Source organism: Streptomyces speibonae, from assembly GCF_984686075.1.
On the sequence record NZ_OZ480260.1, the window covers coordinates 7111224 to 7123565 of the forward strand.

Here is a 12342-nt window from a genome sequence, read left to right on the forward strand (position 1 = left end):
CCGTCACACCGCCCTCATCCAGCGGTCCCGCAGCCCGGCAAGGACGGCGATGGACACCGCCAGCAGGACCAGGCTGAGCGCGATCGCGGCCGCCGGGTCGCTCTGCAGGGCGAGGTAGACCGCGAGCGGCATGGTCTGCGTGCGGCCGGGGAAGTTCCCGGCGAAGGTGATCGTCGCCCCGAACTCCCCGAGCGCGCGCGCCCAGGCGAGCACCGCGCCGGCCGCGACACCGGGGGCGATCAGCGGCAGCGTGACGCGGCGGAAGGCGGTGAAGCGGGAGGCGCCCAGCGTGGTGGCCGCCTCCTCGTAGCGCGGGTCGGCGGCCCGCAGCGTGCCCTCCACGCTGATGACGAGGAACGGCATCGCCACGAACGTCTCGGCGAGGACGACCCCCGTGGTGGTGAACGGCAGGGTGATGCCGAACCACGCGTCCAGCCACTGGCCCACGACGCCGTTGCGGCCCAGCGCGAGCAGCAGGGCGACGCCGCCCACCACCGGAGGCAGCACGAGCGGGAGCGTCACCAGGGCGCGGACCAGGCCCCGGCCGGGGAAGTCCGTGCGCGCCAGCAGCCACGCCAGGGGGACGCCGACCACCAGGCTCAGCGCGGTCGCCGTGGTGGCGCACACCAGCGACAGGCGCAGCGCCTCCCACACCTGCGGGCTGGTGAGCTGCTCCGGGAGGCTGCGCCAGGGGGCCCGCAGGAGCAGCGCGAGCAGGGGCACCAGGAGGAACGCCAGGCCGAGCAGCGCGGGCAGGAGGAGCGCGGGCGGGACACCGCGGCCGGGGGCACGCGGGCGGGTCTTCCGGGGAGTAGCCCGGCGGATGCTCATGGCGCGAGGAACCCCGCCTCGCCCAGCACCTTCCGGCCTTCCGCGGACGTCACCAGCTGCACGAACGCTTCGGCGGCACCCGGGTTCGGTGCGTTGTCGAGCACGGCGAGGGGATAGTCGTTCACGGCTCGCCCGGCCTCCGGGAACTCCACGCCCTCCACCGTGTCACCCGCAGCCCGTACATCGGTGCGGTACACGACGGCGGCGTCGGCCTCCTTCAGCCGCACCTTGGTCAGGGCGCTCTTGACGTCCCGCTCGTAGGAAGCGGGTGACACGTCGACGCCGCCGGCCGTGAGCGCGGTCCGCGCGGCCGCCCCGCAGGGGACCGTGGTGTCGCACAGCACGACCTTCAGACCGGGGTCGGCCAGGTCCTGGAGGGAGTCGATCCGGTGCGGGTTGCCCGGCGCGGTGGCGATCTCGAGCCGGTTGCGGGCGAAGGTGCTCGGGTCGCCGTCCGTGAGTCCCTGATCGGTGACGAGCTTCATGGGGGTGGGGCCGGCCGCCGCGAACACATCGGCCGGGGCGCCGTTTCCGATGCCCGCGGCCAGGGTGTCGCTGCCACCGAAGTTGAAGGTGACCCGGGTGCCGGGGTGTGCCTTCTCGAACCGCTTGCCCAGCTCCGTGAAGCTCTCCTTCAGCGAGGCGGCCGCGAACACCGTGACCGTGCCGGCGGGGTCCGCTCCGTCCGCCCCGGCGCCCGGACCGGCCTCGGAACCGGGCGCGGAGCAGGCGCTCAGCGCGAGGAGGGCACCGGCGGCCGGAGCGCCGATCCGGCGCAGCCGGCGTGTCCACGCGGCGGAACGGGGCATCTCCACGCACTCCCTCGGCGGCTGGGGGAGGGGCCACGGAGCCCCATCCGATACGCCGATCATACCCGCGCAAGTGCGAGGCGGAAGTCCCGTATCGCATCGCACAAGCGAGGCAGTCAAGCACACAGGCCGGTAAGTGCGGCCCCGTAAGCGCCGCCGTCCCGCTCAGGTACGGTCGATATGGACGTTTGTCGACTTCACCCGGGCGGTGGCCTCCATGCCGACCTCCAGGCCCAGTTCCTCCACGGCCTCCCGGGTGAGCAGTGAGACGAGGCGGTGCGGTCCGGCCTGGATCTCGACCTGGGCGGCGACATCGCCGAGCTTGATCGCCGTGACGATGCCGGGGAAGGCGTTGCGGGCGGAGGTGTACGGCGTGTCCTCCTCGGTGTTGCCCGCCTTGGCGAGTTCGACGGAGAAGGCGGCCAGGTCCCGCCCGTCGATGAGCCGCCGCCCGCCTTCGTCCCGATGGGTGACGATGCGACCCGCGTCGGCCCAGCGGCGGGCGGTGTCCGGGCTCACTCCGAGCAGTCTCGCTGCCTGACCGATCGTGTAGGACTGCATGCAGGTCACCCTAGGCTGCAGGGGCCCGGGAGACGGGCCCGGCCCGGTCAGTCCCGGCCGGCGGGCGGCGCCGTGCTCGACCGGACGACCAGCTCGGTGCCCAGTTCCACGCGGGGCGAGTCCGGCTGTTCGCCACGGGCGAGGCGGAGCACCGTGCGGACGGCGAGTCTGCCCATGTCGGAGAGGGGCTGGCGGACCGTGGTCAGCGGCGGGGCCGACCAGCGCACTTCCGGAAGGTCGTCGAATCCGACCACGCTCAGGTCCTGCGGGACCCTCAGCCCCCGGCCGCGCAGGGCCTCGACCGCTCCCAGGGCCATCTGGTCGCTGGCCGCGAACACCGCGGTCGGCGGCTCCGGCAGGTCCAGCAGGGCGTTGCAGCCGGCGAAGCCGGCCTCCGGGCGGAAGTCGCCGGGGGCGATCAGCGACGGGTCGGGCGTGAGGCCGGCGCCCTCGAGCGCCGCCCGGTAGCCGTCCAGCCGCGCCCGTGCGCAGAGCAGTCGCGTCGGCCCGGCGATCAGCCCGATCCTGCGGTGGCCCAGCGTCAGCAGGTGCTCGGTCGCGGCCATGCCGCCCGACCAGTTGGCGGCGCCGATGGTCGGGATGTCCGCGGCGGGGGAGCCGGCCGGGTCCACGACGACCAGCGGGACGCCCAGGATCCGCAGCTCCTCGTGCAGGGTGCTCATCGCGGAGGTGACCAGGATGACGCCGTCGGACGCCCGCGCCCGCAGATCGCGCATCCACTCCCGGGCGTTGCCCGAACGCCCGTGGATCGACGACACCACCGTGCCCGCCCCGGCCGCGTGGGCGGCCTCCTCGACGCCGCGGATGATCTCCATGGCCCACGGGCTGCGGAGGTCGTTGAAGACCAGGTCGAGCAGGACCGCGCGCGAGGCGGAGGAACTGGTGCGCTTGCGGTAGCCGTGGCGGCGCAGCAGCTCCTCGACCCGGGCGCGGGTCCGGGGGGAGACGTCGGAGCGGCCGTTGACGACCCGGGAGACGGTCGGTACGGAGACGCCGGCCTGCCGGGCGATGTCCGTGATCGTGACCCTGCCCTCGGCATCGGCCCCTTGCGCTGCCACGTGTCCTCCCTGTGCCGGAAATCCATGAAACTTCCAGGAGTCTTCCGGAAGAAGGGCGCCCGTGGGAAGGCGTGGCGGGAGGAAGATCGCCGGGAGTGGGAAGCCCGTCACTCCCGTCCCGGTCCGGGACTACGGTGAGTGAGGGGGTCCGGACACGCGTCGGGGCCGGTTCGCAGGCGGTGATCCTGCGGTCCGGCCCCCTGTTCTGCCCGGGCGGTCCCGTCGCGCCCGGTCGTGCTCAGGCGGTGGTGAGGTAGGCACCCCGCGGACGCTGCGGGGCGATGATCCTGCCGTCGGGCAGGAGCTCACCGGTGTCCTCGAAGAGCACGACACCGTTGCACAGCAGGCTCCAGCCCTGCTCCGGGTGGTGCGCCGCGAGACGGGCGGATTCCCGGTCGGCGGAGTCGGCTGAGGGACACGGTGGCTGGTGCTGGCACATGGGTGGGATCTCTCGCTCGGTGGTGACCTGTGAGTCGGCTGTTGTCTTGGTTCCGCGGCGTGAAGCCTCGTTCATGACCGCCCCCCGTTGTGATAAGTCGGTCGGAAACCAGTGTTGCCCCACGAACGGCGATCCGCAGGGATTTCGCGGCACCGCCCCTCACAGGTTGATGACGCATCACCCGCGCGGACGGTTCAGTCCAACTGCACTGTCACTTCGGGTGGTTCGCCGTGGCCGGATAGGGCTAGTCCGTGCGCGCGGCCCGGCGCACCGCATGCGTGTGCCCCGCCGTCCGGCTCCCGGACGGCGGGGCACACGGCCGTATGGGGCTCAGGCGGGTGAGCCGAGCAGCTGGGTCGGGGTCGCCCGGTGCGTCAGTACCGGAAGCAGCTCGGTGACCCGGTGCGGGCGGTGCGCGGCGATGCCGGGCGGCGCCGGGGCGAGCGGGACGAGCAGGTCGGTGGGCGCGGGGTCACCGCCGGCGCCGTCCGCGGTGGGGTCGCCGTGCAGCCACAGCGTCAGCATGTAGAGGCCGGGGACCGACAGCAGCCGCGGCTGGTAGGCCTGGGGCAGGGCCTCCGCCTGGCGCAGTGCCAGCTCGGTGGAGGTGATGTACGGGCCCTCGAAGAAGCGGGAGAAGGTCCATCCGTCGGCGGTGAGCACGGTGTCCGCGGCGGCCACCGCGCGGTCGCCGGTGCGGATCAGGAAGCGCCACCCGGCCAGCCGTGTCGCGGTCCCGCCGTCGGCGGTGACCCGGTCCAGGACGTGCACGGGGAGGGGAAGCTCGGGCGAGGCGGGCCCCTGGGCGCCGAGCAGTGAGGGAGTTCGGGCCTCGCTGACCGCGGTCGGTGAGGAGAGCGCGGTCAGCACGGAACGCAGTGCGGGCGCGGGAGCCGGGGGGACATGCAGCGGCATGGTGGGTCGCCTCTCATTCGAAGGCACAGTGGCGCGAGGGCGGGGCAGGGCGTGGCGGGGCGGACGGCGCTGTCAGCTCGCGAAGGCCAGAGAGGCAGGGACCCGGGGGTCCGAACGCGGGGGACGGGGCGGAGAACTGCCGTACGCCGTCTCCCGGCTGGATCGCTCGACCGTGGGCGCCAACCTTCTGCCTTGTGGGCGAAGTTTATACGACACGTGTTCAGACTATGTTTCGTCTAGCCGTTCTCAGCCGGGCGAACAAGGGTACTTTTGGCCGGTGAAATGCGAAAATCATCCCGATTCCGGACCGGGTGTGCGCCGATGACCTCGGGGAATGGCCGCGAAGTGGTCGGCCCATTCTCGTCGGCGTTTTTCACGAGTTCGTAACCGCCGTGTGCCGGGCGTTCCGTGCCATGCCCAGTGAATGTGCCACAGGTCACTTCGACCAGACTAGCGGCCGGCGGGCGGCCGCGGGACGTTATCGATCGCATCCGCGGGGCATCCTCCCTTGTGGACCGGGACCCCGGCGGCCGTTCTTCGGTCCGCCCATCCGAGGAGGGACGCTTCGATGGGGGAGAAGGTCGTGGCAGGTCAGTTCGACCTGTCCGATCGCCAGCGCTACCGCGAGAAGCTGCGCAGGTGCCTGACGGGCCTGGAGCGGCTCCTGGCGGAGAAGCGGTTCGACCGCCCCAGGAACCTGATGGGGCTGGAGATCGAATTGAATCTCGCGGGCGCCGACGGCATGCCGAAAATGTTGAATGCGCAAGTCCTCGAGCGGATCGCCAGCCGGGACTTCCAAACAGAACTCGCCATGTTCAATCTGGAAGTGAACATCGCCCCGCACCGATTGAGCGGGCGGGTATTCGACCGGCTCGACGAGGAACTGCAGACCTCGCTCGCCTACGCCGACCGAAAGGCCGGTGAGGTCGACGCGGGCATCGTGATGATCGGCATCCTGCCGACGCTGGACCGGGACGACCTGGTCTCCTCCAACCTTTCCGACGTGGACCGCTACGCATTGCTCAACGAGCAGATCGTGGCCGCGCGCGGGGAGGACTTCACCCTCGACATCGACGGCGTGGAGCGGCTCACCTGCACCTCCAAGTCCATCGCCCCCGAGGCCGCCTGCACCTCGGTGCAGCTGCACCTCCAGGTCACCCCGGAGCGCTTCGCGAGCGTGTGGAACGCGGCGCAGGTCGTCGCCGCCGCGCAGATCGCCGTCGGCGCCAACTCGCCCTTCCTGTTCGGCCGGGAACTGTGGCGCGAGTCCCGGCCCCCGCTGTTCCAGCAGTCCACCGACACCCGCCCGCCCGAACTGCAGGTCCAGGGCGTGCGGCCGCGCACCTGGTTCGGGGAGCGGTGGGTGACCTCGGCGTTCGACCTCTTCGAGGAGAATCTGCGCTACTACCCTGCCCTGCTGCCCATCTGCGACGACGAGGACCCGCTGGAGGTGCTGGACAGCGGCGGCATCCCCTCGCTCGCCGAACTCGTCCTGCACAACGGCACCGTCTACCGCTGGAACCGCCCCGTCTACGGCATCGCCGACGGCCGGCCCCACCTGCGCGTGGAGAACCGGGTACTGCCCGCCGGCCCCACCGTCACGGACGTCATCGCCAACGCGGCCTTCTACTACGGAGTGGTCCGTGCCCTCGCCGAGGACAGCCGGCCGGTGTGGTCCCGGCTGCCCTTCGAGGCCGCCGCCGCCAACTTCGACACCGCCTGCCGCTACGGCATCGACGCCCGCCTCACCTGGCCGCGGCGCGGACGCCTGGGCGGTCTGGGCGAGGTGGACGCGGTCACCCTCGTACGGGACGAGCTGCTGCCGCTCGCCGAGGCCGGGCTGGACGCGTGGGGGATCGAGCCCGCCGACCGCGACCTGTACCTCGGGGTGATCGAGGAGCGGTGCCGGCGGCGGGTCAACGGGGCCACCTGGCAGGCCGCGACCTTCCACCGCGCCCTCGACCTGGGCCTCGGCCGGGAGGCCGCCCTGGCCGCCACCACCCGCCGCTACCGGGAGCTGACCCAGCAGGGCGATCCCGTGCACACCTGGCCGGTGGGCCTGCCGGAACCGGTGCCCACCGCCTGACCCGCGGTCCGGCCCCCCCGACGAGGCACACGGCCGCTGCCCTCATACTGATCGGACCGATCGGTGAAGTGGAGGCAGGTGTGCAGGCGGAGGCGGGCCCGGGAGCCGATTCCCTTCCCGAGCGGAGGCCGTCACGGACGACGCTCCGCAACGAGACGCTGCTGGTGCTCGCGCTGTCCCTCGGCGCGAGCGGGGTGTCCGCGCTGATCAGCTTTGTCGGCTCGGTCACCGAACCGGGCGGACTGAAGGACCAGGCGGCCACCCTCAACGCCTCGGCCGCGCCCGGCCGCCCCTGGCTGGACCTGGCCTGGCAGCTCTTCGGGATCACCACGTCGCTCGTGCCGGTCGCGCTGGTCGCCCACTTCCTGCTGCGCGAGGGCGCCGGGCTGCGCGTCCTCGGCTTCGACCGCACCCGCCCCGGGTCCGACCTCGGGCGCGGAGCGGCGGTGGCGGCGGTCATCGGCAGCAGCGGCATCGCCTTCTACCTGGCCGCACGCGGCCTCGGCTTCAACCTCACCGTGGTGCCGGAGGCGCTGCCCGAGGTGTGGTGGAAGTTCCCCGTGCTCATCCTCTCGGCGCTGGAGAACTCCGTCCTCGAAGAGGTCATCGTCGTCGGCTACCTGCTGCGCCGGCTCGATCAGCTGGGGTGGACGCCGGGCGCCGCGATGGCCGGCAGCGCGGTGCTGCGCGGCTCGTACCACCTCTACCAGGGCATCGGCGGCTTCATCGGGAACATGGTCATGGGCGTGGTCTTCGTGTACCTCTACCGCCGCTGGGGCCGCGTCGGACCGCTGGTGGTGGCGCACACGCTGCTCGACATCGGCGCGTTCGTGGGTTACGCGCTGCTGGCCGGCAAGGTGGACTGGCTGCCGACCGCCTGAACCGGGGTGCGAGGGCGTACGGCGGACGGATGCCGTACGCCCCTTCGTTCGTGCCGGGGTCAGACGAGCAGCCGGCCCTCGATGACCGTCACGGCGCGTCCGCCGAGCAGCGTGCGCTCACCGCGTAGCTCCGTGCGGACGCGGCCGGAACGCGATGAGGCCTGCAGGCCGGTGAGGACGGGGCGGCCGAGCCGCTCGGACCAGTAGGGGGCCAGCGCGGTGTGCGCGCTGCCGGTGACCGGGTCCTCGTCGATGCCGACGTTGGGGAAGAAGCAGCGGGAGACGAAGTCGTACCCGAGGGCCGGGTCCTCGGCGCGGGCGGTGGCGATGACGCCGCGCCGGGAGTGGGCGGCCAGGGCCGGGAGGTCAGGGCGCAGGGCGTGCACGGTCCGCTCGTCGGAGACCTCCACCAGCAGGTCCCCGATGTCCGGGCCGGTGTCGAACGCCGTACGGGGCTCGGCCCCCAGCGCCTCGGCGACGCCCGCCGGGACGTCGACCGCGGTGAGCGGGGCCGTGGGGAAGTCCAGGGTGACGGCGCCGTCCTCACCGGGGGTGGCGACCAGGACGCCGCCGCGGGTGGCGAACCGCACCGGGCCCCGGTGGGCGCCGGTGCTGTGCAGGACGTGCGCGGTGGCCAGCGTCGCGTGGCCGCACAGGGCGACCTCGGTGGCGGGGGTGAACCAGCGCAGCGCCCAGTCGGCCTCGCCGCCGTCGGGGAGCGGGTGGGCGAAGGCCGTCTCGGCGTGGTTGACCTCCTGGGCGACGTTCTGCATCCAGTCGTCGTCCGGGAAAGCGTCGAGGAGCAGCACTCCGGCGGGGTTGCCGGAGAAGGGCCGGTCGGTGAAGGCGTCGACGATTCGAATCCGCATGCCCCGACGCTACGGGCCGCGCACAGCCGCAGACCAAGGCCAATGGCCAGGTGGCGGCCCGGTCGCATCCGGTGTCTGTCCTGTCTCAACGAACAGCCAGCAGTTGCTGAGGGGTTTCGCCATGCGGGTTCCCCTCATCCGGGCCCGGTCCGAGCGACTCGTCGGCTCGGGTATTGCCGAACGAACTTCTCCGATATATCGTTGAAGCATCGCGACAGATCAACGATGGAATGGAGTGGTTGCGATGCGTACCCATGGACACGAGCACGAGCACGGCCATGGCGGCCCGCGCGGCGGCTGGGGCGACTTCGAGAAGCTGCGCGCCGCCTTCGGGCCCTTCGGACCCGGTGGCCCGGGCGGTCCCGGCGGCCCCTTCGGACCGGGCTTCGGCCACGGCGGGCCCTGGGGCGGACGAGGGCGCGGCGGACCCAGGGGAAGGGCACGGCGCGGTGATGTGCGGGCCTCGATCCTGGCTCTGCTGAAGGAGCGCCCCATGCACGGCTACGAGATGATCCAGGAGATCGCCGAGCGCAGCGGCGGGGCGTGGAAGCCCAGCCCCGGTTCGGTCTACCCGACCCTTCAGCTGCTGGAGGACGAGGGGCTCATCCTCAGCGAGTCGGAGGGCGGCAAGAAGCTGTTCTCCCTCACCGAAGCGGGTCGCACGGCGGCCGAGGAAGGTCCCGAGGCTCCCTGGGAGGAGGCCTCGCGCGGGGTCGACTGGGAGGCGCTGAACGAGATCCGGCAGGCCGGCTTCGGTCTGATGGAGGCCTTCGGGCAGGTGTGGAAGACCGGCAACAAGGAGCAGCGCGCCAAGGCCCTCGCCGTCATCAACGAGACGCGCAAGAAGCTGTACCTGATCCTTGCCGACGACGACTGACGAGCCGTGCCACGATACGTCCCACGCCACGTAGGGCGTGCCACGATACGTAGGGCGTGACGCGAACCGGCGCACGCCCTACGGTGCGGAACGCCCTGATCTCCTTCGCAAGGAGGATATTCCGGCGCGGGCGTCCGCTTCGCGTGGGACGCCGAGATGCTTCCCGCCGGGGATGTGCCGCTGCCGGGGGGCTGATGGGGTGGGAGTCGTGCAACCCCGTATCCCCCGGCAGCAGGCCCATGAGCTCCAGGAGCAGGGCCCGAAGCGGGCCGACAGCGATGCCAGGCTCAGCGCCGAGCTGGCAGCGGTGGTGGACGGTGCCCGCCGCAGGGCGGTCCGCAGCGGGGACGACCGGATCGACACCGCACACCTGTTGCACTCGCTTCTCGAGTCCGACGGCGAGGTGCGGGCCGTCCTCGGCGAAGGGCCGCGGGTCGCGCGGCTGCTCGGCTATCTGGTCCAGCGGAGCATCGGCTACGGCCTGCGCTGGCAGGGCGCCGTGGAGGACTCCGGCAGCGTCCCGGTGGTGACCGACGCGGCGGGGTTCTCGCCGCTGGCCGCGGGCTGTATGGAGTACGCCCATGAGCGCGCCGGCCGCAACGGCGCGGGGCCGGCGCGCGGCCCCGACCTGCTCGCCGCGCTCGTCGCGGACCCGCAGGCACGCGCCGCCGAGGTGCTCGAACGCGCCGGAATCGACCCGCGCGCCCTGTTCACCCGGCTCGAGGCGCAGTCCAGTCGGTGAGACAGGTGCCATAGGGGGTGACGCTCCTGTCGCCGCCTGTCATCATGTGCCGGTGCCTACCTCTGTCCGTCCCCGCCATCACGCCGGCAAGGGCGTGGGACTCGGTCTCGCGCTGCTGTCCGCCATCGCCTTCGGCGGATCCGGTGTGGCTGCCAAGCCGCTGATCGAGGCGGGCCTCGACCCGCTGCACGTCGTCTGGCTGCGCGTCGCGGGCGCGGCGCTCGTCATGCTGCCGCTGGCGGTGCGCCACCGCGCGCTGCTGCGCCGCAGGCCGGGGCTGCTCGCCGGATTCGGCCTGCTCGCCGTGGCCGGCGTCCAGGCCTGCTACTTCGCCGCCATCGCCCGCATCCCCGTCGGGGTCGCGCTGCTGGTCGAATATCTGGGGCCCGCGCTCGTCCTCGGCTGGGTGCGGTTCGTGCAGCGGCGGCCCGTCACCCGCGCCGCCGCGGTCGGCGTGGTCCTGGCGGTGGGCGGGCTCGCCTGCGTCGTGGAGGTGTGGGCCGGACTCGGATTCGACGTCTGGGGCCTGCTGCTCGCCCTCGGCGCGGCCTGCTGCCAGTGCGGCTACTTCGTCCTGTCCGACCAGGGCAGCGGCGACCGGCAGGCCCCCGACCCGCTCGGTGTGATCGCCTACGGACTGCTGATCGGTGCCGCCGTCCTCACCGTCGTCGCCCGGCCCTGGTCCATGGACTGGTCCGTGCTCGCCGGCAGCGCGCGGATGGACGGCACGCCGGTCGCCGCCCTCGTGCTCCTCGCGTGGATCGTCCTCATCGCCACGGTCGCCGCGTACGTCACCGGCGTGCTGGCCGTGCGCCGGCTCTCGCCGCAGGTGGCGGGCGTCGTGGCCTGTCTGGAGGCGGTCCTCGCCACCGTGCTCGCCTGGATCCTGCTCGGCGAGCACCTGTCGGTACCGCAGCTCGTGGGCGGCGTGCTGGTCCTCACGGGTGCCTTCATCGCGCAGTCCTCCGCCCCGGCGAAGGGTTCCCCGACGCCGGTGGCAGGCGGCGGACCGGAACCCGCATTGTCCAGGCCCGGCACAACGGCATAAGGTGCTGATCATGCATGCGCGCGCGCTCGTTCTTCCGCCACCGGCCGCCTGAGGCGGGCCCTCCGGTACATCCGCCCGGCAGGTCGCCGGGCGTAACGGTGCTGCCCGCAGACGAAGTCCGCGGATCCCGCCGCCCCGGTCCCGGCCGGGACTGATCCGGGGTCCTTTCCCGAACTTCCGTGCCCACGCCCTGCGCGTGGTGCGCGCATCTGCGGAGAGAACACGTGTCGAACGCCGTATCCGGCCTGCCCGTCGGGCGAGGCCTCCTCTATCTGATCGTCGCAGGCGCCGCCTGGGGCACCGCGGGCGCGGCCGCGTCGCTGGTCTACCGGACCAGCGACATGGGCCCCGTCACCCTGTCCTTCTGGCGCTGCGCCCTCGGCCTGCTCCTGCTGCTGGCCGCCCGGCCGCTGTCCCGCCGCTCCCGGACCGCCACCCCAGAGCCGAGGGGCCGCAGGGCGCTGCGGGCCACGGCCACCGGGGTGGGGCTCGCGGTCTTCCAGACCTCCTACTTCGCGGCCGTCTCCGCCACCGGACTGGCCGTCGCCACCGTGGTCACCCTCGGCGCCGGACCCGTGCTGATCGCGCTCGGTGCCCGGCTCACCATGAGCGAACGGCTGGGGCGCGGCGGAGTGATCGCCGTCGCCGGTGCCCTCGCCGGGCTCGTCGTCCTCGTCCTGGGTGGTGGACAGACGAGCGTGGACCCGTGGGGCGTGCTGCTCGCCCTGCTGTCCGCGGCCGGCTACTCGACGATGACCCTGCTCACCCGCTGGTGGGGACGCGACGGCGACGCGGACGCCTCCGGTACGACCGTGGGGGCGTTCGCCGTCACCAGCCTGGTACTGCTGCCGTTCGCCGCGTTCGAGGGCCTGGTGCCGCACACCGACGCCCCCGGCACGCTGCTGTGGCTGCTGGCCTACGTCGCCTCCGTGCCGACGGCGCTCGCGTACGGCCTCTACTTCGCCGGGGCCGCCGTCATCCGCGCGGCCACCGTGTCCGTGATCATGCTGCTGGAGCCGGTGAGCGCGGCGGTGCTCGCGGTCGCCCTGCTCGGTGAGAGGCTCACGGCGGCCACCCTGGTCGGCACCCTGCTGATGCTGGGTTCCGTCGCGGGGCTCGCGGTGGGTGAGGCGCGCGGTGCGCGGGCCCGCGGGGGCGAGCCGGAAGCCGTACCCGCCTGACGCGGCGGGGGTTCTCCGTCCCGG

The 12342-nt window shown here is 72.8% G+C and carries 13 protein-coding genes; 6 read left to right on the plus strand and 7 right to left on the minus strand.

Translation table 11 applies throughout. The features are described 5' to 3' along the window. Positions 1-3: 3 nt before the first annotated feature. The 6 genes from modB to AC5L3C_RS32065 all read right to left on the minus strand — a co-directional run bounded on the left by modB (position 4) and on the right by AC5L3C_RS32065 (position 4634). Entirely contained in the window at positions 4-831 is an 828-nt protein-coding gene (gene modB / locus AC5L3C_RS32040; RefSeq protein ID WP_125508367.1) for a molybdate ABC transporter permease subunit, read from the minus strand. Next, entirely contained in the window at positions 828-1640 is an 813-nt protein-coding gene (gene modA / locus AC5L3C_RS32045) for a molybdate ABC transporter substrate-binding protein (RefSeq protein ID WP_493652588.1), read from the minus strand. The genes modB and modA overlap by 4 nt, the downstream gene beginning before the upstream one ends. A 165-nt stretch (positions 1641-1805) precedes the next feature. Then, positions 1806-2201 carry a TOBE domain-containing protein gene (locus AC5L3C_RS32050; protein ID WP_125508370.1) on the minus strand — a complete coding sequence of 132 codons (396 nt, stop codon included), beginning with the start codon at positions 2199-2201 and terminating at the stop codon, positions 1806-1808. Between the two features lie 47 nt (positions 2202-2248). Then, on the minus strand, positions 2249-3280 hold the full coding sequence (locus AC5L3C_RS32055) for a LacI family DNA-binding transcriptional regulator (RefSeq protein ID WP_493652589.1): 1032 nt from the start codon (positions 3278-3280) through the stop codon (positions 2249-2251). A gap of 238 nt (positions 3281-3518) precedes the next feature. After that, entirely contained in the window at positions 3519-3719 is a 201-nt protein-coding gene (locus AC5L3C_RS32060; protein ID WP_125508374.1) for a DUF5999 family protein, read from the minus strand. Positions 3720-4049: 330 nt separating this feature from the next. After that, a complete protein-coding gene (locus AC5L3C_RS32065; RefSeq protein ID WP_493652590.1) occupies positions 4050-4634 on the minus strand; it encodes a hypothetical protein in 585 nt (194 codons plus the stop codon). A gap of 568 nt (positions 4635-5202) precedes the next feature. Between AC5L3C_RS32065 and AC5L3C_RS32070 the strand changes: the two genes are divergently transcribed. Together AC5L3C_RS32070 and AC5L3C_RS32075 are read left to right on the plus strand one after the other, a co-directional pair. Further along, the gene (locus tag AC5L3C_RS32070) at positions 5203-6720 is read left to right on the plus strand and encodes a glutamate-cysteine ligase family protein (RefSeq protein WP_493652592.1); all 1518 of its coding nucleotides are present in this window, start codon (positions 5203-5205) and stop codon (positions 6718-6720) included. A gap of 80 nt (positions 6721-6800) precedes the next feature. Further along, complete coding sequence (locus tag AC5L3C_RS32075; protein WP_493652593.1) at positions 6801-7601, plus strand: CPBP family intramembrane glutamic endopeptidase; 801 nt, start codon at positions 6801-6803, stop codon at positions 7599-7601. A gap of 59 nt (positions 7602-7660) precedes the next feature. On the opposite strand, the gene AC5L3C_RS32080 is transcribed toward AC5L3C_RS32075, so the two are convergent. Continuing rightward, positions 7661-8470, minus strand: a complete 810-nt coding sequence (locus AC5L3C_RS32080; RefSeq protein WP_493652594.1) for a PhzF family phenazine biosynthesis protein — start codon at positions 8468-8470, stop codon at positions 7661-7663. A gap of 244 nt (positions 8471-8714) precedes the next feature. Here AC5L3C_RS32080 and AC5L3C_RS32085 point away from each other — a divergent pair, with 244 nt between their 5' ends. The 4 genes from AC5L3C_RS32085 to AC5L3C_RS32100 all read left to right on the plus strand — a co-directional run bounded on the left by AC5L3C_RS32085 (position 8715) and on the right by AC5L3C_RS32100 (position 12318). Next, the gene (locus AC5L3C_RS32085) at positions 8715-9347 is read left to right on the plus strand and encodes a PadR family transcriptional regulator (protein ID WP_493652596.1); all 633 of its coding nucleotides are present in this window, start codon (positions 8715-8717) and stop codon (positions 9345-9347) included. Positions 9348-9555: 208 nt separating this feature from the next. Next, a complete protein-coding gene (locus AC5L3C_RS32090) occupies positions 9556-10089 on the plus strand; it encodes a Clp protease N-terminal domain-containing protein (protein WP_493652597.1) in 534 nt (177 codons plus the stop codon). 46 nt (positions 10090-10135) lie between these two features. Beyond that, positions 10136-11137 carry an EamA family transporter gene (locus AC5L3C_RS32095; RefSeq protein ID WP_493652599.1) on the plus strand — a complete coding sequence of 334 codons (1002 nt, stop codon included), beginning with the start codon at positions 10136-10138 and terminating at the stop codon, positions 11135-11137. Between the two features lie 224 nt (positions 11138-11361). Next, positions 11362-12318, plus strand: coding sequence for a DMT family transporter (locus AC5L3C_RS32100; RefSeq protein ID WP_493652601.1), 957 nt, complete (start codon positions 11362-11364; stop codon positions 12316-12318). Positions 12319-12342: the final 24 nt, after the last annotated feature.